Consider the following 24,075-nt stretch of genomic DNA (forward strand, 5'->3'; position numbering starts at 1 on the left):
CGAGGTCGCTGAGCCATGGCGGTGCCGCAGGCCGTTGCGTGCCTGCGGCACCGCTCGGGCGGTGGGGTCAGGACGGGTCGCCGTACTGGAGGCCGCGTCCGTTGGTGCCGACATAGACGCGGCCGTAGGTGTCGGGGTCGCCGGCGATGACGCCGACGCCGCCGATGCTGCCCCACTGGTGGGCGTCGTCGTTGACGCGGAGCCAGGTGGCGCCCTTGTCGGTGGAGCGGAAGACTCCGGTGACGTCCTTGACGGTACCGATCAGGTACAGGGCCTGGTAGGCGCCGCCCGGCGCGGCTTTACCGAAGCCGAGGGCGGAGGCGGACCGCACCGTTTGGAGCGTGGTGAAGCTGCGGCCGCCGTCGGTGGAGTGCAGCAGCCCCCTGGCACCGTCGCTGATCCACAGGTCCCCGGCGATGCCGGGGACGGCCGTGAGCCGGCCGGCGGGCAGGTTGGCGGCGCGGGCGGTGAAGGTCGCGCCGCCGTCGGTGCTGGCGTAGAGCGTGCCGCCGGCCAGTGAGTAGAAGGTCTTGGCCGAGGAGCGGTCGGCGACGACCACGGCGCCGGCGCCCAGGCCGCTGACCTTCGACCAGCTCGCCCCCTTGTCGGTCGAGCGGTACGGGGCCTGGCCGGCCTGGGTCCAGACGATGGTGGAGCCGTCCGCCGCGAGCGCGATGTGGCCGCTGTCGGCGCTGCCCACCGGCTCTGCCTTGAAGCCGTTCCAGCTGCTGCCACCGTCGGTGGAGTAGGCGCCGTCCTGCGCGCCGCCACGGCCGACGCGGACCATCACCGAGGGGTTGGACTGGGCGAAGTCGATGTCGGTGCTGTTGGTCATCATCGGGTTGCCCAGCCGCCCGGCGGGCACCTTGGTCAGGTCGTCGTGGCGGAAACCGCCTTGGTCGCCCATGGCGGTGATGACGGTGGCACCGCCGGGCGGGGCGATCGCGTCCATCAGCGCGGTCTCCTCCAGGCCACGCGCCCCCACGGCCCAGTGGCTGGTGCCGCCGTTGTCGGTGGCGGTGGCGTCCTTGCTGCGCCAGATGCCGCTGCCGGTGCCGTACAGCACGTGCCCGGAGTCGAAGGGATCGATGGCCAGGGCAGTCATCCAGTGCCCGATGCCGGTACCGACATAAGGAGCGGCGGAGGCGCTCCTCGCCGACTTCGCGGCCTGCGCCTTCCAGGTCGTGCCGCCGTCGGTGCTCCGGTAGAGCTCGTCCTCGGGCCACCAGCGGTCGAGGGTGGTGACCATCACCGTGGACGGCTTCTGCGGGTCGACGGCCAGACCGGAGAACCCGTGGCTGCCGCTGGACGGGGAGACGTTCTTCCACGCCCCGCCCGCCGGCGTGTACTTCCAGACCGAACCCGCCGTCGCGCCGTTGGGTCCGACGGTGTTGGCGTACGTCAGGTACAGCGAGCCGTCACCGGAGAACACGCCGTGCTGCGGCATCTGGCCGGTGGGCTGCCCGGAGACGGCCTGCCAGGTGCTGCCGCCGTCGGTGGAACGGTACAGGGAGGTGGACTTGTCGGCGACCCCGACGTAGATCGTCTTGCTTCCGGCCGGGCCGTACGTCACGAAGGAAATGCCCGCGCCGCTGCTCGCCCCGTCCTTGACGGGGAAAGAGGAGACCTGGCTCCATGTCACGCCGTGGTCGGTGCTGCGCCACAGGCCGTTCTTGCGGGTGCCCAGCAGCAGGGTGCCGTTCTGTGCGGGGTTGATCGCCAGTCGTTCGCCCGCCCCGCGGCCGTCCTCGTTGGCGCCCAGCTTGAAGGGCAGGTCGGTGCGCTGGAAGGTGCGGCCCCGGTCCGTGGAGCGCAGGATCGCGCCGTTGCCCGCCCAGTCGTTGGTGTAGGTGCCCGTCGCGAGGTAGAGCCGCGCGGGGTCGACGGGGTCGGTGGCCAGCGAATCGATGCCCAGAAGGTTCCAGTCCTTCTCGCCGAGCCAGTCGGTCAGCGGGAGCCACTGCTCGGCCGCGACGTCCCAGCGGTAGGCGCCGCCCATGTCGGTGCGCGCGTACAGCAGACCCTTCTCGCGCGGGTTGAACACCAGCCCGGTGACGTAACCGCCGCCCACCACCTGTGCGTTGTTCCACGTGTACGGTCCGGCGCCGACCGCCTGGGTCCCGGCCGTCTTCACCAGCTTCCACTGCTGGTTGGTGCTGCCCTTGCCGGGATACTGGATGACTCCCGCGCCGTCGGCCGTGGAGCCTCCGGAGACGTCCAGGACCTGGCCGCTCCCGCGGGAGGTGAAGGTGACGGCGTCGGAACCACTCACATCGTCGATCCGCCACTCCTGGGAGGCGGAGGAGCTGTCGGTCTGCTGCTCGGCGGCGGCCGTCTGGGCAGTCGAATTGCCCGCTATGCCCAGCACTTTGCCGCTGTTGCGGTTCACCAGCTCGTAGTAGCCGTCCCCGGTGGGTCTCAGCCTCCACTGCTGGTTGGCGGTGTTCTGGTCGGTCCACTGCTGGATGCGGGTGCCATCGGCGGTCGAGAAGGCGTTGACGTCAATGACCTTCCCGCTGCGTACGGAAATCAGCCTGTAGTAGGCATTGCCGTCGACCGTCGCGGCCTGCGAGTCCTCCTGCACGAACAGGAGGTACGGCACGAGGACGGCGGGCAGGCCGAGCAGCAGACCGGTCGCGGTCCAGCGCCGGCGGTGACGCCCGCGGCGCCCGCCGTTCGTGGGGTTCTTCATGGGGGGTTTCTCCTTGCATGCCACCAGAGGGAATGGTGGATCCAGCGACCGCAACGGCCGGGTCCGACTCCTTGTGGTCACAGGCCCCGCAAAGGGTTGCCTTGAGCCGGGAACTTTTTTCAGGTCACCTCGTGGTGCGGTGGGCGTTGACCAGAGCACTCGTTGCCGAGCGGGCTTGGCTGACCGCGGTCCTGCTGCCGGGTCTGCGCCCGACGTCAACCCGGGTGGACCGGCGGCGGGAACAGGGACGTCACAGTGACCCAAGGCACAGGCTTTGGCCGCATACCCTTGCCGACACTAGGGTGTGGCGCCGTGCTCGGCGGATCGCTCCCCTCAGGGAGGTGGGAATGGGGCTCATGGATGCGGACCACGCGGGGCTGGTCGTCGCGGCGCAGGCTGGTGACGATCGGGCGCGCGAGGAGCTGATCGCCGCGTACCTGCCGTTGCTCTACAACATCGTCGGACGAGCGCTGAGCGGACATGACGATGTCGACGACGTCGTCCAGGAAACCCTGCTGCGCGTGGTGCGCGACCTGCCTGCCCTGCGTGCCCCGGAGAGCTTCCGGTCCTGGCTGGTGTCGATCACGCTCCGCCAGATCAATACCCACTGGCAGCGGCAACGCGCCTTCGCCGGCCGGACCACGGTCATCGACGAGGCACTCCAGATACCGGACGCCGGCGCCGAACTCGAGGACGTGACGATCCTGCGTCTGCATGCGTCGGACCAGCGCCGCCAGGTTGTCGAAGCCGGCCGGTGGCTCGACCCGGACCATCGGGTGCTGCTGTCGCTGTGGTGGCAGGAATGCGCCGGCTCGCTGAGTCGTGACGACATCGCGGCTGCGACGGGGCTCACTGTTCCCCACGTCGGAGTACGCCTGCAACGCATGCGTGAGCAGCTGGAACTGAGCCGGACGATCGTCGCCGCGCTGGAGGCCGACCCGCGCTGTCGGCAGTTGGACGAGACCGTCGTCGGCTGGGACGGTCTCCCTGCATCGGTGTGGCGCAAGCGGATCGCGCGGCACACCCGCGACTGCCCGGTCTGCACGGCGACGACGACAGAACGGGTTCCGGCCGAACTACTGCTCCTCAGCCTCGCGACGCTGACCGTCCCGGCCGGACTCATCGCGGCGCTGGCCGCCAAGGGCCTGCTGTCGGGTACGGCCGCGAGCGCCGCCGGGCTGGCCACGGCGCACGTCGCCGCCGGCACGGCGACGGCGGGAGGCAGTCTGCACAGCGCGCTGATCGGCAAACTCCACGCGGTGACCGCTCAACCGCTGGTGAGCCTCGCCACCGGCGCGGTGCTCATCGCCGGGACCGCCACCTACGCGACCTGGCCCGAACCGGCGCATCGGGAGCCCGGCGTCATCGCCGCTCCCACCGTCGGCCGTCCCGCGCCGGTCCCGTCGCGCACCACCACGCCGGACGGACCGTCCCCGGTGAGTCCGTCCGCCGTCCCAGCCACTGTTCCGCTGGGCGCACAGTCGCTGGAGTCCGTCGACGACCCCGCTCTGTACCTCACGTATGCCGCCGACTTCGCGACGCTCGGCCGAGTCTCCGCGTCCAGCAGCGCGCAGACACGGCAGCGGGTCACCTTCGTGGTCATCCAGGGGCTGGCCGACACACGGTGCGTCACCTTCCGCGCCGCCGACGGCCGTTATCTGCGCCATCGAGACCTGCGGCTACGGCTGAGCACCAACGACGGCAGCGAACTGTTCCGTGAAGACGCCACCTTCTGTCCGCAACCCGGAGCGGTCGCCGGGTCGGTAACCCTGCACGCGCACAACTATCCCGGATCGGTCCTCCGCCACCGCGACGGTGGCATCTGGCTCGATGGCTCCGACGGCACTCGGGCCTTCGCCGGCCAGGCTTCCTTCATCGTGCGCAGGGCCTGGGCCACCCCTCTTTGAGCATGGGGAACGAGTCGCGCAGTGACAGCCGGTGATCCTGCACCACGATTCTGCACCACGCAGTTCTCCACCCGGCAGTGAGCCGGTGATCAGGGCAGCGCGCCCTTCCCACAGGGACGACCAGGCCGCGCGGCCGGGCATAACGCTTTTTGCCTGCGAGATGCATCACCGAGCAATCGTCCGGACAGCGCGACTTTTTTGTTACGAGACCGCGAGTTCGGAGGCCTCCATATCGTGGGGCGCTTTCCCGCCGCTCACCATGCGTGCCGGCGTGGGAGGTTCCCCGACTCTCCCGTTGACGTATCTCCTGAAGAAGGCCCCTCCCATGACGCGACACACCCACGAACCCCGGGCGACCGGTACGCAGGAACGGCGCCACGTCCTGCACCGCACGCACCCCGCGGCGGATCAGGCCGCACCGGCCGATGCGCGCACGATGACGGCACCCAGGGTGACCCGTGACCCCCGAGGAGAATCATGAAGGGCCTGCACCGGCTCGGCCGGCGTCGCCGGACACTGACGATAGGACTGTCGGCCACGGCGCTGGTAGCCGGTGTCGTGACGCTCCTCCCCAGCTCGGCCGGAGCCGCGAACCTGGGTACGCAGGCGGCCCCGTCGGGCAGGTACTTCGGCACCGCTGTGGCCGCCGGGAGGCTCGGCGACTCGAAGTACACCGCGATCTCGGACCGGGAGTTCAACATGATCACCCCGGAGAACGAGATGAAGTGGGACGCCATCGAACCGTCCCGCGGCAATTTCAACTTCGGCCCCGCCGACAAGATCGTCAACCATGCCACGGCGCACGGCCAGCGCCTGCGCGGCCACACCCCCGTCTGGCACTCGCAGCTCCCGTCCTGGGTCAGCTCCATCAGCGACGCGAACACGCTGCGCAGCGTGATGAACAACCACATCACCACCTTGATGAACCACTACAAGGGCAAGATCTACGCCTGGGACGTGGTCAACGAGGCGTTCGCCGACGGCTCCACCCAGCACCGCAGCTCCGTGTTCCAGAACGTGCTGGGCAACGGCTTCATCGAGGAAGCGTTCCGCACCGCCCGGGCGGCCGACTCCTCGGCCAAGCTCTGCTACAACGACTACAACATCGAGAACTGGTCGGACGCCAAGACCCAGGGCGTCTACAGCATGGTCAAGGACTTCAAGTCCCGCGGCGTGCCGATCGACTGCGTCGGGTTCCAGAGCCACTTCGGCACCGACGGCCCGCCGTCCAGCTTCCAGACCACCTTGTCCAACTTCGCCGCCCTGGGCGTTGACGTCCAGATCACCGAGCTGGACATCGCCCGGGCGTCGGCCACCCACTACGCCAACACGGTCAAGGCCTGCCTGTCCGTGGCCCGATGCACCGGCATCACGGTCTGGGGCATCCGTGACAGCGACTCCTGGCGCAGCGGCGAAAGCCCCCTGCTGTTCGACAACAACGGCAACCCCAAGGCCGCCCACACCGCCGTCATGAACGCCTTCAAGGCCGCCACCGGTACCACCGGCGGGACCAGTACCGGGGCGATCAAGGGCGTCGCCTCCGGTCGTTGTATCGACATCAACGGCTTCACCACCGTTAACGGCACCCAGGCGCAGCTGTGGGACTGCAACGGGCAGACGAACCAGCGCTGGACCCACACCTCCGGCAAGCAACTGATGATCTACGGCAACAAGTGCCTGGAGGCCATGGCCAACGGCACCGGCAACGGCACCGCGGTGGTCATCGGGGACTGCAACGGCGGCGCCGGCCAGCAGTGGAACATCAACACCAACGGCACGATCGCCGGCGTCCAGTCCGGGCTGTGCCTCGACGCCGTCGGCGCGGCCACCGCCAACCGCACCAAGATCCAGCTGCACTCCTGCTGGTCCGGCACCAACCAGAAGTGGACCGGCCTGTCCGGGACGTCGACCCCGACGACGCCCGCGCCGCCGGGCGGCACGTGTGCTCTTCCGTCGACCTACCGGTGGACGTCGACGGGTGCGTTGGCGCAGCCGGCGAACGGGTGGGGCTCGCTGAAGGACTTCACCAACGTGGTGTACAACGGCAAGCACCTGGTCTACGCGTCGAACACGTCGGGATCGTCGTACGGCTCGATGACGTTCAGTCCCTTCACGAACTGGTCGGACATGGGGTCCGCCGGGCAGAAGGCGATGAGCCAGCCCGCGGTGGCGCCCACGCTGTTCTACTTCGCGCCCAAGAAGATCTGGGTCCTCGCCTACCAATGGGGTCAGTGGCCCTTCATCTACCGCACGTCGAGCGACCCCACCAACCCCAACGGCTGGTCCGCTCCGCAGCCGCTGTTCACCGGCAGCATCCCCCGCACCGACTCCCCCACCGGCCCGATCGACCAGACCCTGATCGCTGACGGCCAGAACATGTACCTGTTCTTCGCCGGTGACAACGGCAAGATCTACCGGGCGAGCATGCCGATCGGGAACTTCCCGGGCAACTTCGGCTCGTCCTACACGACGATCATGAGCGACTCGGAGAGCAACCTGTTCGAGGCGCCGCAGGTCTACAAGGTTCAGGGCCAGAACCAGTACCTCATGATCGTCGAGGCGAAGGGTGCGAACGGGCGCTACTTCCGCTCGTTCACGGCCTCCAGCCTGAGCGGTTCGTGGACCCCGCAGGCCGCCAGCGAGAGCAACCCCTTCGCGGGCAAGGCCAACAGCGGTGCCACCTGGACCAACGACATCAGCCACGGTGACCTGGTCCGCAACAACCCCGACCAGACCATGACCATCGACCCCTGCAACCTGCAGTTCCTCTACCAGGGCAAGTCCCCCACCGCGGGCGGCCCCTACGACCAACTGCCATACCGGCCGGGCGTCCTCACTCTGCAGCGCTGACCTGCCCGATCCACGGTGATCGCGATTCGGGGCGGCCTGCCAGTGCGGAGACGAGCGGTTTAGGCACGGGCAACTCCACCTGCTGACCGATACTCACCACCTCGAGGAACCCCAGCCGTGCGTCGGCTGGGGTTCCTCTCTTTCGTGGACGTTCATCGTGGGTACGGACCGAAGCACTACGACGCCACCGCGGACACCGGCGCCGGGTCAGGGGCGCCGGGGAAGAGGCTGCTCCGGAGCGGGAGATCGCGACGGTGACACAGGTCGATGCGCGGGCCGAGGCGATCGGCATCCGGTGGCGGCTGAGGGGCTTCCTCGGCGCCCACGGCCCGAGGCGTCCAGAGCGGCAGGCGAGCTGCGGCGGAAGGAGGTGGACCTCGATGCCATGACCATTCGCGTACGGAAGGCCGTGCACAGGCGTGCTGACTCAGGTCACCAGTGCTGCGCTGCTCGCGCTCCACGTATGGAAGTGAAAGCCCGGTATGTGCCCCGTCTGCTGCGCCTGTGCACTCCGCGACCAGCAGGCCCAGAGGCGCTGATCCCACGCTGCCGTCGAAGCAGAGGGCCGGCAATCGGTCAGCGTGAGTCCTGAAAGACCTGGGAAGAGCTGACCGCACCTGCGAACGGTTGTAGGCTGCCAGGACCGCCCTTGACCTGCGCGAAGCAGGCAGGGAGCAGACATATCGGGAGTATTTCATGCTTCGTACCATGTTCAAGTCCTACATCTGACATCTGGGCGTTTCCGCAGGTCAACGGCGTGGCGACGGGGCTTTGGTCAGCAAACGGTCAGCATCAGCCTCTTGGGTTGTTCATGGAGGCACAGCAGCCGGGCGGTCGCGCATACTGCTGGCGCAGGGGCTTGTCGGCGCGCCGTGACGGCCTCTGTCACGTGGAGCCCAACGTACTTGGGGCCGCGCCTGGCCTCACCCGCCAGCGGCACCGGTGCAGTCATCCATCGGATGACGAAGGTGTGGAGTACGGCGGCGGCAACTTCCTCTCCTTCGTTCAGGGGAAGCGAGCGCTATTTCCGCAGTAGGCCAATCTCAAGGTTCCTAGCGTCGGCAGCAGTGTTTCCACTGGGTGAGAGGACTCGAACATGGCCGACCCCGCGGTAGGTGCGCACCCACCCGCTGTAGCGCGCCGGCTTCCCGGCCGGGCGAAGCGGCGCACGGACATCCTGCGCGAGTACGAGAAATTCAATTCCGATCGCCGCAGAGGGATTCCTCCGGTGCTGTGGCCGTTCTTCGCACCGGACCCGGACGGGTACTACCGCTGGCGGGTTCAGCTGGATTGCGCTTGCTTCAAGGAGCTCTTGACACCGGACGACTGCACCCCGCCGAGCGAAAGGAAGTGGCGTGGCCTCGGGGACGGTGAAGCATTGCCGCCGGGACAGGTGTACTGCCGACACGATGATTCCGCTGATGCCCCCTACCGCGACATCATTGAGTGGGGCGACCGGCAAGAGGTGAGCCTTCCCGCGGACCCGGCAGAACCCCCCGAATGGGCCGATGCCGACGTGTGGGCCGTGATCCGCCACGATGAAGCACACACGTCGGCCTTCTGGAAGGTGACGCTGGCCTGCGGACACGTCGAAGAGGTCGTAGCGCCAACCCTCGACTGGAAACCCGATGATGGGCCGCGCCTGGCCGAGGCCACAAGGGTGAAACAGATGATCGAGGAATTCGAGCAGGTCTGGGATTCAGACCCGATGCTTCAATCCGAACACCAACGTGAGCACACCCGCCGGATGCTGGCGGCAGGCTGGCCGCGTCCGAGGCCGGAACGGTCTTGCCATACGTGTCCCCATGCTCGCGCGATTGTCGCGTATCAGCGCGTGGGCTGGCTCGTTCCACGCAATGAGGCGCCGAAGCCCGAAAACCCGCCGCGGGCTCGCGCTGTCTTGGAGCGCCGACTGCGCCGGGCCGAGGCCGAGGCGGAGCGGCTACGTGTGCAGCTGGACGGGCACGAGGAGCGACGGGACGCTTGACAGACGGGCCCCGTGAGCTGCCATCAATTTTCCGGATCGGAGCCCTTTCGCTCCCACTCACACCGGCGGCGATGGATGGGTGTCGCGCCCGAGTGCACCCGGGCGCGACACCATCACACCTGCCCGGGCAGGGTTAGGTCAGTACGCGCATCGCGAGTACGGAGCCGTCCTGATGGATGGAGACGGGGCCGTCCCACTTCGAGTCCCATCCGAGCAGCGGCCATGTCTTCCGCTGGGCGTGGACCTCGGTGCGGTACCGCTCCAATTGACCGTTCTCGAGATGGTGGAAGAGGTCCTTCGCGACTCCGGAGAACGCCTCGACCCGTGTCCTGTTGAGGCGGAAGACGTGATCGGTGCCGACGAAGTCGATGCCGTGGAGCTGTACGTATGCGTCTTGGACGCTGTCGGTGGCGGCATGGATCAGGCCTGTGAAGTGGCGCTGTCCTTGCCTCTTGGTCAGGTACTGCGCGGTGGCCGTGCCGTCTCCGGCGAAGGCCGTCAGGCCGGCGGCGCCGGTTCGGGCGAGTACGCGCCGAAACCACGGATAGTGCTCGGGCTGGACGTGGAACCCCGGCTCGGGCGCTGGCGGGTCGTCGCCCTCGTGGGGGCGTTGGATTCCCGGGTAGATGTTCTCGTCGTCGACGGGTTGATCGAGGTGGTTGTCGGGGGCGTCCGGTGCGCCGCTCAGCTGGCCGCCGGTTCCGCGCGCCTGCAAGGCGTGCACCGTGAGTGGGCCCTCGGTCGGAAGCTCCGTGCTGAACACCAAGGCCGGCGTCTGGTTCCATGCGCCGATGTGGACTGCCTCGACATGGGCGGAGGCGGACGCCAGCTGGGTGTGCGACGTGGCGGCGTTGCTGTGATTGCCCTTGCAGGCGATCGGGATGGCCAACGACGGCTCGCCGGGCTTCCAGACCTCGGCGAAGAACTGTGGCCGGTAGCGGTAGCCGGATCGCGGCCCGGAGTCACGGCTGGTGAGGGCCCAGCCGGCTCGCAGCGCGGTGTCGGCGGGGACGATCGAGATCGAGTGATCCGGGTATCGGCGGCCCAGGAGCTGTCGGGCGAGAGTCAGGGCGAAGCCGGTGCCGAGTTCCCCGGACTGGATCGCCTTGTAGTAGTCCGCGGTCTCCCGGCCCTCTGCCGAGAGCGTCATGAAGGACTCGGCGCCGCCGGTCAGAGCCTGGCTGTACTTCAGGCAGCCCCAGTGTTCCGCGAGCCCGCGGCTGGCTCCTCGCCGGGACAGGGCGATGGCTTGGCCGAGGGTGTGTAAGACGTCCCAGGGCGTGAGCTGGACGGTCCGGTCCAGCTCCTTCGTCGGTATGGGGCGCAGACCCGACTTGCGCCGGAGCTCTTCGAGCTCCTTCTCCTCGCGGGCCTTGTCGTCCTCGGCGGCGGCCTCATCGACCTTGCCGACCAGCCCGGTGCTGGAATGAGCGGAGATGTTGGAGGGCTGGACGAGCTCCTTCAGTACGTCAGCGGCTGGCTTCAACCTGTTCCCCTTACGGCTCGCTCGGGTGTGACAGACCAACATCGCAAGCTATGCAGCGGGACAGGGGCGCGCACAGGGCGTACGTAGGCACGCTGCTGCTTCGAGGCCCTGCTGCTGGGAGAGTGAGCCATGGCCAACAGGCGCTCTTACGCCTGCGCAGTTCCTCACCCACACTGGCGGCCGACACCAGGGGGAGGAAACGGGTGGCAGCTCGTAAGCCGAAGCGCCGGTCGTCCCGGCGTAAGCGCAGGGACGACCGGCTCGCTGCGGGAGCCGTCGGAGGAATCGCTGTCCTCGGCGTGCTCACGTCGTCGTGGGCCGCGATCTGGCCCTACCTCGTCGGGACTCTGGTCATTGGGGCGGTGACCGCGGGAGGCTGGTGGTTGTGGAAGACGGACCGGCTCATCCGCAGCGGTGACCGGAGGTGGCGTCACGAGGACGCGGTCATCACTGGCCACCGGACCCTGGCCGAAATCGACGCGATGGACGGAACGGACTTCGAGGAGTTCGTGGCCGGCCTGTGCCGACGGGACGGATGCACCGACGTGCGCCGGGTCGGTCGCTCGCACGACGACGGCGCGGACGTCCGGGGACGGCTTCCCGACGGCCGTACCCTGGTGATCCAGTGCAAGCGCTACAACCCGAAGCGGAAGATCTCCAACAGCGAGGTCCGCAACCTCCTTGGCTCCCAAGTGCACTTCGGCGCCGACGTCGCGATCTTCGTGACCACCACCTACTTCAGCGGCCCTGCCGAGCGCTGCGCCGTGCAGAACGGCGTCATGGCCGTCCACCGCGACCACCTCGGCCTGTGGAACAACGGCGCCGCACTGTCCGCCCTCGCCTCTGTCAACGGCTCCGGCCAGGGAGACCGCCAACACCGAGCCCGCCGAAAGAAGACGTACGGATAGCCGGAGCTGCGGATTCTGCCGTTGACGGCCTCCAGACGTCGTCGGACTGGCTCAATGGACCCATGGAGATCGGGGAGCACTGGGCCTATCGAGCAAGGCCGAAGGAACTGGGTGGTGCACTGCGCCGAGTGGAGATCGTCCGAGTAGGCGGCGGCAGATCCGGGAGCATCCACGTGCGCTTCTTGGATGGTGACGCGGCCGGCCTCCAGGAATGGGTGAGTCCCGGCTGTCTGCTCGCCCTTTGGGCTGACGTCGACTCCTTCCGAGCGGACGACGCGGCGGAGCTGGCTCTGACCGAGGCATCGAGGGCAGTGCGGGGGAGCGCCGAATTCGAGGCGGCCCGGATGATCCTGGGCTTCGTCCGACCCAAGGGGCGGCTACGCCTGCGTAAGGCGGTGGCCGACGCAGGCGCCCTGGAGCTGGGGCACCTCGACGAGACCGCGCCACTCGTCGGCATGGACGCTGCCCAACTGCGCGACGACCCCATGCTCCACGAGGACAGAAAAGGCTGCTCCCTGGCGGGCTGGCCGATCACCGAGCGGATCGCACGCCAGGTCGCCCACCGGCTGGCCGAGGAGATCCTCCCGGAGGTCGACCAGCGCCAACGATCCATGGAAGAGGAGCACGACGGATCTTCCTGGTACGGCCACCAGCGTCGGGACGACCGAAAGCTGGACGCGGAGAAGGAAGCCCTGCGCACGGTGCGGGAGTGGTGTGGACAGGAGAAGGCAGAGCGCCACGACGAACTGGTGGCCCTGAGGGCGGAGGTGCTGCGACTCGGGGAACTGGTCGAGCGGGCCGTGAAGGCGCTGGCGGCATCGACGTACGTCAATAGGTCGCCGTCCACGGCAGGTGTCAGATTGTCTGTGGTGAGAGTTGAGATGAGAGCGGAGACGGAGTGGCGCAGGAGTGCGCTGCGGTTGAGAAGGCCACTTACGTTCAGTGGCCGCGAGGCGGCGAGCAGTCTTGCCAGTTCCGCTGCTTCGGCGTCGGTGGTCGCTGTGGTCAGAGACTCGAGGACGAGTGGCGTGATGTCCGGGTGCTGGTCGGCCGCCCGGTCGCCGAAAAGGCGTATGCAGCCGTCCGCAACCTTGCTGACGGTATCGGCCGCAGGTGGGGTTGTGCTCTTACTCGCCTCGCTCCACAGTTTGGCGAGTAGAGGAGTGACCTGGTCGTAAACGTTCTGGAGGTCGAGACAGGGATCGAGGACACCTAGCCACATCGGCCAGGTGGACAGTGGCCGCCGGTTCATGCTCGACAGAATCACCCGGGCCAGGGCGGTGTCCCCTACCTGTGGGAGGTGCTCCAGGTGCTTCTCCACAGCCTCTCTGCCCGTCTGGCGGTCGAGATGCAGCAACAGACGGGCAACAGCGTGCGCAGCCCTGGGAGAGGCGTCGGACCAATGTTCCAAGATCGCGTCCAGCGCCTCCAAGGCAATGTCGGGGAGTGGTGGTTCCTCCTCGCCAGCTTCGGACGCGGCCCCAGCAGCTGACGCTGCCTGCGTCGCCTTCCATGCATCGTGGGCTTCGAATGCGGCCCGAAGGTCCTTCGTCAGTGCGGGACCGACCACATCCATCAATTGTCCGGCCTCGGCTGAGCGGAGACCGGTGAGCACCGAGACCAGTGGGTCACGGTCGTCGCTGAGCAGATGGGCGCAGACCAGCTCCTGAACCCGCTCCGCATCTGCAGCCAACGCGTCGGACATGTGGCGCAGCAGCGAGGCTGCCAAGGCCGTGTTCTCATCCAGGCTGGAGTGGCGAAGGACAAGGCTGCGGATCCCGCGAGCGGCAACGCGGTCGCTCGACCGCGCAAGCCGCCAGCATCCGGGAAGCACCTCATCAGGTAGGGCGTGTGGGCTGCCCACCAGGGAGGGTGCAAGGGCTTCGATGGCCGAGTCGGCGATCGCCTCAATGGGGATGCTCTCGTCGCCGCACAGGGCCAGTGCCGCCTGAGCCACGTTCCAAGCTTCCAGACCAATGGCTTCACGCGCTTGCTGTATCAGCAGGGCAAGTACGGCCGGACGGTCCTCGGGCGAGAGGTCGGCAACGGCGGATTGCAGGGGCCTCAGGTCGGCGTTCTGAGCATGCTGTTCGAGTGTTTCGGCGAGGGCTGCCGGCAGCCCGAAGACGCTGCCGCTGGTCTGCAGGAAGATGAGGTCGCGCCCGGGTCCGGACAGGCTTCTCGTGCGCTGCAGATATGCCACGAGCTGCCGGCCGTGGTGTTTGCGGACCGCGGCAGCATCCTCTTCGGACGAGTCCACGCTGAGTTGCCGGTCCACTTGTGAGGTGAGCCCTGCGTATCCCCGGGCGGCTTCTTTGACTTGCTCCGATACGAATGGCCCCAGATCCGCTCTGCGATCGGTATCCAGCATGAGTACGTAGTCGCACAATCGATGGTCGAGCAACAAGTCCCGTGCGAACAGGGGAAACTCCACCCTCAGACAAACGAGTCTTGCGATCTCCTCGGCCCGAGCAGCGGGATCGGTCTTCAGCAGACCCTCCGCAGCCCGCTGCTCGGCAAGCCTGTAGGTGAGTGCGAAGGTATTCAGCAGGGCCTTGACCCGGCGGGGACTGCGGACGTGGGAGGGGACCAGAATGGTGACGATCAGGTCCACGTCGACCTTGCTCCACACACCTCCACGCCCGCGTACGAGACCTGCGGCGAAGCTGGTGACCTGCGGTACCAGAAGGGGAGGCAGACTCACTTGATACTGGAAGACCTTGCCCAGGTATCCGCTACCGCTGCTGTAGTAGGGATTGACGGTGTCGGCGGGGGTCGCTTGCGACAATGCCCGAGTAAGCGCTTCTTCGAGTACCTGCTGGTCGGCCGCCACGATGAAGATGCACCGATCCACCCCCAAGAACGTACGCAGGGCGTCAAGGGTGGCGACCACGTCGGCCGGAGCGCACCTGTCCAATTCAACGACGAACACGACGAGCCGCTTCATCTTGGACCGGGAAACGAGCTCGGTGAAGAGCTGCTCGAACTGCTCGTCGCTCTGCGCGGCATCGATCTTGTGCTTGCGGGTCAGCGTCCTGGAGAAGAGCACGGCCAACGAGGTCAACAGCGCTGCTGGGGCGATGCCCGCCTTTATGGCCTCCGTAGCCGTATCAACGAAGGTCTGACGGACCGGACCGCCTTTGACGAAGGCGAGCAGCAGCATGATGAGGACGAAGACTCCGACCACCTGCCCGAACATTTGCGCGAACGTGGCCAGAAGTTGACGTATGTCCCGGCGTCCGAACTCGAGCTTCGCGGTGACGCGTCCACCGTAGAGCTCGCCATGAAATCGATCGTCACGGATGTCCAGAGCAGCGGCGACCGCACTGATGAAGTTTCTACGTAGAGGGTTCTCCGCGTACTTGAAGGCGTCGAAGCGGACGAACCGAAGTCGCCCTTCTCCCTCAAGGCGCCCGCACAGGAGGTTAGCTACACCGCTCTTGCCTGAACCCCAGGGTCCCCACAGGGCGATGTTGGTAGGCGATGGCACTGACACCACCAAGTCGTGGAGCTGTGCGGCTATATGGCCATGCGACAGTGGATCTGGCTGTGCGTCCGCGACCACTCGATCCTGGATCAAGTCATCTGCAATCAGCTGATTTCGGTCAACACGCGTCATCCCGCCTCAATCCCACTCTTGCACAACATGGCCTGAAGAAGACTTGTCATGTTGTATACAGTGCCGCCGGAACCAGCGACAGCAGCGTGCACTCCCAGTGTCAATCGTCTTACTCGCGGCTTCTCGGGCTTGAGCAGTGCGGCTGTGGGATGCCAAGCAAGAGGGGGCGTTGGTAGGCAGCCAGGTTGGGGGTGCCACTTCATGCGCTTGGGTGCCCATAGCCGGCGTGGAACGTGGCCTGGCGTCGGGGATGCGCCATGGGTTTTCCGGCTGCGAGCGGTTGGGCCAGTGGCGTGGAGCTGTTGGGCCCATGTGCTAGCGCCGTCGGCGGACGATGCAGTCGAACGAACAGTCGTCACCTGGAAGAGGCGGACCGTGTTGTTCTGGAACTGGGTCGGACGGTCCCAAGAGGATATCGCAAAGGCCCGCGAAGACTGGATGAACGGGACCAGATTCGGCGAGGTGAAGGGCTACGACGGCGCTCCGATTCCGGCTCCGGAACTCCCCCCAACTCGCCTGAAGGCTAGGGGAAGAGTGCGCTGAACTGCGAGTATGTCCTGAAGGTGGAGCCCGGTGTAGCGGCCGCGCCGTCCCTCCGCTTCCGGAGGTCCGTCGGGCGCCGACGAGGCCTGTGGGGGCGCTTCCCGGTCTTGAGGCCGAGTCTCATGTGAAGCAGGCTGTGGTCAGGTCTGGTCGGACGGATGCCGACCTTTTGCTGACTCTACTGACGAGTAGTTAGATTCCTGGACAGGGAGCGTGGGCGCGCCTCTCGGCAGAGGAACCTCATGCCGAGAGGTCTGGTCCCCGGACTCTTCGGCTGCCGCGGGCGGCTCTGGGTGGGCTCTCCTTCGAGTCCGCAGCCCGCTGTCGGTCTGTCGTGGAAGCTGGTGAGCTGTGTTGTGGACAGCTCACAAAGCGCGGTGTTGAGGCAGCCGTCACCACCTGGCTGGAAGTCGGCGAGCGGATGTCCGCTCTCGCGACCGATGTCCGGCACTTCCTCGGCCAGGGGGTCGGTGCGTGAGGCTGGCCGAAAGCCCCTTACAAGGACATCGTGCCGAGCTCGCGGGTGACGGCTACGAACGACCGGACCATCGGGTTGTCGTTGTCCGAACGCCAGACCAGGCCCCAGCGCAGCATCGGGGCGTCGTGGAGGTGCAGGTACGTAATGTCCGGGCGGACGTGGAAGCGGGTGACCTGGGCGGCGAAGGAGTGGACGGCTTCACCCGAGGAGATGATCATGAACAGCGAGTCCAGATCAGTGGCGAAGCAAATGTTCCGCTCGATCGTCCGGCCACTGGGGGTGAAGAAGGGCATGAACGCGTCCTCCCAGTAGTCGGGCTGCAGTGACTCCCCGCCGATCACGCCGTGGTCGGCAAACACCTCCAGGGACACCGACGGCCGGACCGCCAGTCGGTGGCCGGACGCCACGGCTGCGACCCGGGGCTCCTCGAACAGCACCGGGCCCACGGTGAGATCCGGTTCCTCGACGGGGAGCCAGGCGAGCAGCAGGTCCGCTTCGCCCCTGCGCAGCGGCCCGAACGGATCGATGAAGCCGTTGTAGCGGAGTCGGATCCCGCACGTCGGATTCAGGGAGCGGAAGGCATCCCAGAAGGGCTGCAGTTCGTGTGCGTTGGAGACCAACAGGTTGATCCGCAGGATGTCCGTCTTGCCCTGGGCGGTGAGCCGCGCCCGGTCCATGCTCGCCTTCAACCCCTGGTAGACGGGGAGTAGGTCGTCGCGCAGCTGTTGACCGACGAGCGTGAGCCGGACCTGGCGGCTGGTCCGCTCGAAGAGCTCCGCCCCGATGGACCGTTCCTGCTTCTTGATGGCCTGACTGACCCGTGCCGGCGACACGTGCAGCCGCTCGGCCGTCCTCCCGAAGTGCAACTCCTCCGACAATGTCAGGAAGATCTCGATATCGCGCAGTTCCACGCGCCCCCACGCCCCATCTGTTCACTGACTCTGGCCTCAACCGGCTGTACACGGTCGGCCGTTGATCATTAACTTGCATGTCACTCACAGCGACATCGTCCCGAGTTCCCGGGCGATGCGTACGAACGCCCGGACCATCGGGCTGTCGTTGTCCGAGCGCCAGACCAGGCCCCACCGCAGGAGGGGCGTGTCACGAACGGGGATGTACGTGACGTCGGGGCGGGCATAGAAGCGGGTGACCTGATTGCCAAGGAGGTGGATGACCTCCCCGTCGGCAACGTACGTGTACAGCTGGTCCAGCGTCGTGACCAGGAACTTCCGTTCGATGTCACGACAGCTGGGCGCGGAGAACGGGACGAAGGCGTTCTCGAAGTACTCGGGCTGGAGTCCGTCCGGCCCCACGACACCGTGGTCCGCGAACGCTTCCAAGGTGACCGACGAGCGGCCGGCCAGCCGGTGGTCGGCGGCCACTAGTGCGACCCTGGGCTCGTCGAAGAGCACTGGCCCCACGGTCAGATCGGGCTCTGCGACCGGGAGCCATGACAGGAGCAGGTCGATCTCGCCGTTGCGCAGTGGGGCGAACGGGTCCATGTAGCCGTTGTGGCTCAGTCGCAGACCCCACTGCGGGTGCTGCGAACGGAAGGCGTCCCAGAAGGGCCGCAGTTCGTGGCCGTTGGTGACCATCAGGCCGATCCGCAGGATGTCCGTCTTGCCCTGGGCTGTGAGCCGCGCCCTCTCCACGCTCGCCTTCAGGCTCTGGAATACCGGCCGCAGATCACCGAGCAACTGTTCGCCCACCGGTGTGAGTCGTACGTGGCGGCTGGTCCGCTCGAAGAGTTGCGCCCCGATCGAGCGTTCCTGCTTCTTGATCGCCTGACTGACCCGCGCCGCTGACACGTGCAGCCGCTCGGCCGTCCGTCCGAAGTGCAGCTCCTCCGACAATGTCAGGAAGATCTCGATGTCGCGCAGTTCCACGCGCCCCCACGCCCCGCTTGTTCGTTAACCCCTGGCTTAATCAACGTTGCATGATCGACCGTTGATGATCAACTTGTCCACACCGGATGCTCAGTGCATGAACGTCGTCACTACGAAGGTGTCGTTGACCGTGGAGGACGTAGGCGCTTCCAGCCGGTTCTTCACCACCCATCTGGGCTTTCGTGAGGTCGAGTCGGCGGAGGGTTACGTCTGTCTCCGCCGGGACGACAGCTCTGCCGAGATCGCCCTGTCCGAGCGTGACCCCGAGCTGCCGCCGCAGGCTTGGCGGGGCCAGGGGCTGGCAGATCTGGCCGTGACCTTGACCGTCACGGATGTCGCGGCCGAGTACGAACGGCTGCGCCGGGAAGACGCCCCCGTCACCGGCCCGATCCGCCAAGAGCCGTGGGGTGAGCGGCTGTTCCAGCTCACCGATCCCAATGGCGTTGTGGTCCGGCTCACCGAATGGGTGCCGCCGGCTGGCGCCTCCGAACGCAATTAGTCGAAGGGTTTCAGTTTTTCGTGGACGAAGTACGAGAGTCGCACCGGCCCGATCCGCGCCGCTGGCTTATCCTGGTCGTGCTGTGCCTGAGCACGCTGGTCCTGGTCATCGACAACATGGTGCTCACGGTGGCCATCCCGCCGCTCGCCGAGGACCTGGGGGCGAGCGCGCAGGACATTCAGTGGATCATCGACTCCTACATCCTGGTCTTCGCCGGACTGCTCCTCACCTCGGGCAGCCTGTCCGACCGGTTCGGCCGACGCCGTGTGATGGTCATCGGGCTCGCGCTGTTCGGCGCGGCCTCGGTCCTCGGGACCATCGCCGACAGTCCCGCTCAGCTGATCCTGGCTCGCGTACTGATGGGCGTCGGCGGCGCGCTGATCATGCCGAGCACGCTGTCCATCCTGATCACCGTCTTCGACGAGAAGGAGCGTCCCAAGGCGATCGCCGCCTGGGGTTCGGTGTCCATGCTCGGCGTGGTGGGCGGCCCGCTGCTCGGTGGCTGGCTGATCGCCGTGTACTGGTGGGGTGCGGTCTTCCTGATCAACGTCCCGATCGCGGCGCTGGCCATCCTCGCGGCGCTGGTCCTGATGCCGGAGTCGAAGGGGCCCTGGCGCAAGGCCGATCCGCTGGGCATGGTGCTGTCCGTGGCCGGGATGACCGCGTTGGTGTGGACGATCACCGAGCTGCCCAAGGAGGGCCTGGAGCGTACGAGTACCCAGGTCACGCTCGCCGTGGCGGTGCTGAGCCTGGCAGGATTCGCTGTCTGGGAGACCCGTACGGCACACCCGATGGTCCCGGTGTCGCTGTTCCGCAACCGGGTCTTCACCGGCTCCAGCCTGTCGCTGGTGCTGCTGACCTTCGCCAACGGCGGCCTTCTGCTCGTGCTGACCCAGTACCTGCAGTTCGTCCTCGGCTACACGCCCACCGAGACCGGCCTGGCCTTCACCCCGCTCGCTGTCGCCGCGCTCGCCTTCAACGGCATCGGCGCCGCGCTGCTGGCGAAGACCGGCACCCGGATCATGGTGGTCCTCGGCCTGCTGCTGATCGCGGCCGGGTCCGGTGTCCTCACCGGCCTCTCCTCGGGTGACGGTTGGGGACCGCTGACCACCGCGATGATCCTGATCGGAGCGGGTGCCGGACTGGTGATGCCCGCGGCCACCAGCGCCCTGATGGGGGCGGTCCCGGCCGAGAGTGCCGGTGTCGGGTCCGCGCTCAACGACACCATCCAGCAGGCCGGCGCCGCCCTCGGTGTGGCCGTGCTGGGCGCAGTCCTGTCGAGCACGTACACCTCCGAGATGCCTGTCGGTGCGCCCGAGTCCGCCCGTCACGCCGTTTCCGAGGCGCACGTCCTGGCCGCACGTACCGGGGACGAGGGGCTGGCAGCCACCGCCCGGGAGGCCTTCACCGCCGCGATGTCCGCCACCTTCCTGGTCGGTGTCTGCGGGGTACTGGGTGCCGCGGTGCTGGCGCTCTTCCTCATGCAGAACCGCGCGACCGAAGCGGCCGCGAAGGAGGCCGCCCGGACCCAGGACCAGTTCGCCACGGTCGCCGGACCCTGACGTACGGCCGCCGCGTGTCCCGGCCACCACTGGCTGAGGCCATGAGCGTTCACGTTCAATTCATTGCAACGATCAGGCGTCCGCCGTTGCGTTTACTTTGAAGATCGTTGCAACGATTTTCCGCCTTTCACTTGCAGTGATGGTGATTTCTCGCAGTAGATACGTTGAGGAATCTCTGAACGCAACGTAGCTTTTCCCTCACAGGAAACAACGACTCGAAGGACAGAACAATGCAGAAGTTCGACACCCCTGCTCCGATCGCCGCCGTCCTCGACATCCCCGCGGGACGCATTCGGTTCATCGCCGCCGACCGCGCCGACACCACCGTCGAGATCCTGCCCGCGGACGCCTCGAAGGGCCGCGACGCGCAGGCGGCGAAGGAGACCACGGTCGAGTACGGCGACGGCGTCCTGCGGATCGCGGCCCCGGAGGCGAAGAACCAGATCCTCGGCAACTCCGGATCCGTCGAGGTGACCGTCCACCTGCCCGCCGACTCCCGCATTGAGGCGAAGACGGCCAGCGCCGAGTTTCAGGGCGTCGGACGGCTTGGCGATGTCGCCTTCGAGGGCGCGCAGGGCACGGTCAAGCTCGACGAGACCGCGAGCGCCCGCCTCACCCTCCAGGCCGGCGACGTCTCGGTCGGCCGCCTGGGTGGTCCGGCCCAGATCAGCACCCAGAAGGGCGCCATCCACATCGCGGAGGCCATGACCGGCACGGTCACCCTGAGCACCGAGCACGGCGAGATCTCGGTCGGCGCCGCCCGCGGGGTCTCCGCCTCTCTGGACGCCGGCACCAGCTACGGCCGGATCCACAACTCGCTCAACAACGCCGACGGTGCCGCCTCCGGCCTGAACATCCACGCGACCACCTCCTACGGCGACATCACCGCCCGCAGCCTCTGACCCCCGTAGCTCCGAACGGGCACCCCCTTGGGTGAACATGACGAGCAAGCTCAGCGAAGCTCGCGACGCCGCCTCCGGCCACCGCACGGAACTACCTGGACGATGCAGCAATATCCCTGGCCGAGGTGCTTCTAGAGAGCGACGCAGAGGCTCGTAGCTGCAGGATGAATCCGTCGCGCCCCCTCGCAGGACGCGCTCGGGAAGCGATTCCAGACGCCGACACGGCGCTCACTGAGCCCACCTCACCTCAGCCTGGCTCGCGAGACGGCCGACGCCCTCGCTTCAGCCCTCCTCGGCCGCATCACCTCTGCCGTGATGGCGCCGCCGTGGCATCACCATGCCCAAACCGACACCGAAGAAGGATAAGAAGAATGAGCACCATTCAGGACTACCAGGCTGCGGAACAGCTTCTGCGCCGGCCCGCCCGCTCCGGCGAGCTCGTCGTCGGCGACAAGGTCCGGCCGCAGTGGATCGACGGAGGGGCCCGCTTCTGGTACGCCGTGAGCAACGATGTCGGTAAGCGGTTCGTGCTGGTCGACCCTGCGGCCGGAACCCGTGAGCCGGCCTTCGACCACTCCCGGCTCGCCGCCGCGCTGGCCACCGCCTCCGGGCAGCAGGTCGACCCCGAGTTCCTGCCGGCCTCGTCGATAGAACTGGGCGGGAACACCGTCGAGTTCGATGCGTTCGGCGAGTACTGGCGGTGCCGGCTGGACGACTACGTGTGCGAGCGGGCCGAGTTCACGCCGCCGGGCAGCCCCCTCGACGTACCGTCACCCGACGGGAAGTTCGCGGTGTCCCGGCGGGGCCACGACCTGTGGGCGCGCTCGCTGTCCGACGGCCGCGAGTGGGCACTGACCGCCGATGGCGCGCCCGGCCACCAGTACGGCACCGTCCCGGAGTGCACGGCGAACAGCACCCTGCTGCGCAAGATCGGCCTGCCGTACCTGCCGCCCGCGGTGGCCTGGTCGCCGGACTCGACGAAGGTGCTGGCGCACCGGACCGACGAGCGCGAGGTCCGGGAGACCCACCTGCTGGAGGCCAGGCCCGTCGACGGTGGCGCCCCGGTGCTGCACACCCAGCGGTTCGCCTACCCCGGGGACGAGCACGTACCGCTGGCCGAGCTGGTCGTACTGGACGTCGCCGCGGGCACGGTGGTCCGCGCCCAGGCCGAGCCGCTGCTCATGCCGACACTGTCGCCGATCACGATCAAGTGGGCCTGGTGGGTCCCAGACAGCTCGGCGGTGTACTACCTCGGCCGGCCGCGCGACCTGCGCACGCTCACCCTGTACCGGCTGGACGCGGCCACCGGCGAGGTCACCACGGTGCTCAGCGAGACTGGGGCCACCCGTGTGGAGCCCAACCAGTGGGCGTACGAGCCGCCGATCGTGCGGGTGCTGGCCGACGAGGTGCTGTGGTACTCGCAGCGGGACGGCTGGGGCCACCTGTACCGGTACGACCTGCGCACCGGCGCGCTGCTCGGGCAGGTCACCTCCGGGCCGTGGGCGGTGCGGCAGATCCTGCGCGTCGACGAGGCTGAGCGGGTGGTGTACTTCACCGCCTCCGGGCTGGTCGACGAGGACCCGTACCGGCGCACGGTCTGCCGGGCCGGCCTGGACGGCTCCGGCTTCGCCAAGGTCACCCACGACGACCAGGACCACATCGCCGCCCTCCCCGACCACCAGGACTACTTCGTCGACTCCGCGTCCACGGTCGACACCCCGCCGGTGACGACGGTCCGCGACTGGACTGGCCGCGTGCTGGTCGAGCTGGAGCGCGCGGACATCGGCAAGCTCACCGCCACCGGCTGGACTCTGCCGGAACGCTTCTGCGTCAAGGCGGCCGACGGGGTGACGGACATCTACGGAGTGCTGTACCGGCCGCGGGAGTTCGACCCCGCCCGCTCCTACCCGGTGGTCGACAACGTCTACCCCGGCCCGCAGCTCAACCGGGTCTCCCCGTCCTTCGACCCCGGCGGGCTGGGCCTCGACGCGGAACCCCTCGCGGCACTGGGCTTCGTAGTGGTAGCACTGGACGGACGCGGCACCCCGGGCCGGGACAAGGCCTTCCACGACGCCTCGTACGGCCACCTGGCCGACGCGGGCAACCTGGCCGACCACGTCGCGGCGCTGCGTCAACTGGCCGAGACCCGGCCGTGGATGGACCTGGACCGGGTGGGCGTGTTCGGCCACTCCGGAGGCGGATTCGCCGCGGCCCGCGCGATGCTGGACTTCCCCGAGACATACAAGGTGGGAGCCGCACTCTCCGGCTCGCACGACGCCCGCCACTTCAACGCCGGCTTCGTGGAGACCTACGACGGCGCGGACAACCCCGAGGCCTGGGGCCGCACTTCCAACATCGACCTCGCCGACCGCCTGGCGGGCAAGCTGCTCCTGATCCACGGCGACATGGACGACCAGGTCCACCCGGACCAGACCCTCCGCCTGGCCGACCGGCTCATCGCCGCTGGCAAGGACTTCGAGCTGCTCATCGTGCCCGGCGCCGAGCACACGTTCATCGACCACTTGGCCTATGTCCGTACACGCTGCTGGGACTTCCTGGTCCGCGAGCTGCTGGGCACCCAGCCTCCTGCCTACCGCCCCGCTCCCATCGCCATCGGCCCCGAGCTGCTCGCCGAGCTGTTCGCCTGAGCCTGAGCCTGCGTCGGCGACATCGGCCCTGCTTGTGTGGCGCGGGTCACACGATCGGGGCCGATGAGTTCGGGTTTCCGTCACGGTCTTACATGCAACGAGATTCCA

12 protein-coding genes and 3 pseudogenes are annotated in these 24,075 nt (G+C 67.6%); 10 read left to right on the forward strand and 5 right to left on the reverse strand.

Translation table 11 applies throughout. From position 1 onward, the window contains the following. Positions 1-67: 67 nt before the first annotated feature. The gene (locus tag ACZ3X1_RS18470) at positions 68-2,692 is read right to left on the reverse strand and encodes an RICIN domain-containing protein (RefSeq protein ID WP_467280291.1); all 2,625 of its coding nucleotides are present in this window, start codon (positions 2,690-2,692) and stop codon (positions 68-70) included. Positions 2,693-3,048: 356 nt separating this feature from the next. Between ACZ3X1_RS18470 and ACZ3X1_RS18475 the strand changes: the two genes are divergently transcribed. The 3 genes from ACZ3X1_RS18475 to ACZ3X1_RS18485 all read left to right on the forward strand — a co-directional run bounded on the left by ACZ3X1_RS18475 (position 3,049) and on the right by ACZ3X1_RS18485 (position 9,436). After that, complete coding sequence (locus ACZ3X1_RS18475) at positions 3,049-4,599, forward strand: sigma-70 family RNA polymerase sigma factor (RefSeq protein ID WP_467280292.1); 1,551 nt, start codon at positions 3,049-3,051, stop codon at positions 4,597-4,599. 477 nt (positions 4,600-5,076) lie between these two features. After that, positions 5,077-7,449, forward strand: coding sequence for a non-reducing end alpha-L-arabinofuranosidase family hydrolase (locus tag ACZ3X1_RS18480; protein ID WP_467280293.1), 2,373 nt, complete (start codon positions 5,077-5,079; stop codon positions 7,447-7,449). Between the two features lie 1,096 nt (positions 7,450-8,545). Next, entirely contained in the window at positions 8,546-9,436 is an 891-nt protein-coding gene (locus tag ACZ3X1_RS18485; RefSeq protein ID WP_467280294.1) for a hypothetical protein, read from the forward strand. 133 nt (positions 9,437-9,569) lie between these two features. Here ACZ3X1_RS18485 and ACZ3X1_RS18490 read toward each other — a convergent pair whose 3' ends face one another. Beyond that, a complete protein-coding gene (locus ACZ3X1_RS18490; RefSeq protein WP_467280295.1) occupies positions 9,570-10,922 on the reverse strand; it encodes a hypothetical protein in 1,353 nt (450 codons plus the stop codon). A 203-nt stretch (positions 10,923-11,125) separates the two neighbouring features. Here ACZ3X1_RS18490 and ACZ3X1_RS18495 point away from each other — a divergent pair, with 203 nt between their 5' ends. Together ACZ3X1_RS18495 and ACZ3X1_RS18500 are read left to right on the forward strand one after the other, a co-directional pair. Beyond that, entirely contained in the window at positions 11,126-11,830 is a 705-nt protein-coding gene (locus tag ACZ3X1_RS18495) for a restriction endonuclease (protein WP_467280296.1), read from the forward strand. A 62-nt stretch (positions 11,831-11,892) separates the two neighbouring features. Further along, a pseudogene (locus tag ACZ3X1_RS18500) lies at positions 11,893-12,642 on the forward strand (PE-PGRS family protein); the annotation flags it as partial. Between the two features lie 1,718 nt (positions 12,643-14,360). Here ACZ3X1_RS18500 and ACZ3X1_RS18505 read toward each other — a convergent pair. Next, positions 14,361-15,449 (reverse strand): annotated as a pseudogene (locus tag ACZ3X1_RS18505) (KAP family P-loop NTPase fold protein); the annotation flags it as partial. Between the two features lie 378 nt (positions 15,450-15,827). On the opposite strand from ACZ3X1_RS18505, the pseudogene ACZ3X1_RS18510 reads away from it, so the two are divergent. After that, positions 15,828-15,992 (forward strand): annotated as a pseudogene (locus tag ACZ3X1_RS18510) (pirin family protein); the annotation flags it as partial. A 495-nt stretch (positions 15,993-16,487) separates the two neighbouring features. On the opposite strand, the gene ACZ3X1_RS18515 reads toward ACZ3X1_RS18510, so the two are convergent. Together ACZ3X1_RS18515 and ACZ3X1_RS18520 are read right to left on the reverse strand one after the other, a co-directional pair. Next, the gene (locus tag ACZ3X1_RS18515) at positions 16,488-17,381 is read right to left on the reverse strand and encodes a LysR family transcriptional regulator (protein ID WP_467280297.1); all 894 of its coding nucleotides are present in this window, start codon (positions 17,379-17,381) and stop codon (positions 16,488-16,490) included. 84 nt (positions 17,382-17,465) lie between these two features. Beyond that, positions 17,466-18,356, reverse strand: coding sequence for a LysR family transcriptional regulator (locus tag ACZ3X1_RS18520; RefSeq protein WP_467280298.1), 891 nt, complete (start codon positions 18,354-18,356; stop codon positions 17,466-17,468). A 97-nt stretch (positions 18,357-18,453) separates the two neighbouring features. On the opposite strand from ACZ3X1_RS18520, the gene ACZ3X1_RS18525 reads away from it, so the two are divergent. The 4 genes from ACZ3X1_RS18525 to ACZ3X1_RS18540 all read left to right on the forward strand — a co-directional run bounded on the left by ACZ3X1_RS18525 (position 18,454) and on the right by ACZ3X1_RS18540 (position 23,967). Further along, on the forward strand, positions 18,454-18,855 hold the full coding sequence (locus tag ACZ3X1_RS18525; RefSeq protein ID WP_467280300.1) for a VOC family protein: 402 nt from the start codon (positions 18,454-18,456) through the stop codon (positions 18,853-18,855). After that, on the forward strand, positions 18,819-20,417 hold the full coding sequence (locus ACZ3X1_RS18530; RefSeq protein WP_467280302.1) for an MFS transporter: 1,599 nt from the start codon (positions 18,819-18,821) through the stop codon (positions 20,415-20,417). Before ACZ3X1_RS18525 ends, ACZ3X1_RS18530 begins: the two co-directional genes overlap by 37 nt. A gap of 230 nt (positions 20,418-20,647) precedes the next feature. Further along, positions 20,648-21,319: a DUF4097 family beta strand repeat-containing protein gene (locus tag ACZ3X1_RS18535; RefSeq protein WP_467280303.1), complete on the forward strand. Its 672-nt coding sequence runs from the start codon at positions 20,648-20,650 to the stop codon at positions 21,317-21,319. A gap of 371 nt (positions 21,320-21,690) precedes the next feature. Beyond that, entirely contained in the window at positions 21,691-23,967 is a 2,277-nt protein-coding gene (locus tag ACZ3X1_RS18540) for a S9 family peptidase (protein WP_467280304.1), read from the forward strand. Positions 23,968-24,075 lie beyond the last annotated feature (108 nt).

The sequence above is a fragment of the Streptomyces sp. NPDC023541 genome (assembly GCF_055559995.1).

What these genes read in the sequence shown, in the direction of transcription:
- ACZ3X1_RS18470 (WP_467280291.1), bottom strand. Translation starts at nt 2,692, where the DNA reads ATGAAGAACCCCACGAACGGCGGGCGCCGCGGGCGTCACCGCCGGCGC.
- ACZ3X1_RS18475 (WP_467280292.1), top strand. Translation starts at nt 3,049, where the DNA reads ATGGATGCGGACCACGCGGGGCTGGTCGTCGCGGCGCAGGCTGGTGAC.
- ACZ3X1_RS18480 (WP_467280293.1), top strand. Translation starts at nt 5,077, where the DNA reads ATGAAGGGCCTGCACCGGCTCGGCCGGCGTCGCCGGACACTGACGATA.
- ACZ3X1_RS18485 (WP_467280294.1), top strand. Translation starts at nt 8,546, where the DNA reads ATGGCCGACCCCGCGGTAGGTGCGCACCCACCCGCTGTAGCGCGCCGG.
- ACZ3X1_RS18525 (WP_467280300.1), top strand. Translation starts at nt 18,454, where the DNA reads ATGAACGTCGTCACTACGAAGGTGTCGTTGACCGTGGAGGACGTAGGC.
- ACZ3X1_RS18530 (WP_467280302.1), top strand. Translation starts at nt 18,819, where the DNA reads ATGGGTGCCGCCGGCTGGCGCCTCCGAACGCAATTAGTCGAAGGGTTT.
- ACZ3X1_RS18535 (WP_467280303.1), top strand. Translation starts at nt 20,648, where the DNA reads ATGCAGAAGTTCGACACCCCTGCTCCGATCGCCGCCGTCCTCGACATC.
- ACZ3X1_RS18540 (WP_467280304.1), top strand. Translation starts at nt 21,691, where the DNA reads ATGAGCACCATTCAGGACTACCAGGCTGCGGAACAGCTTCTGCGCCGG.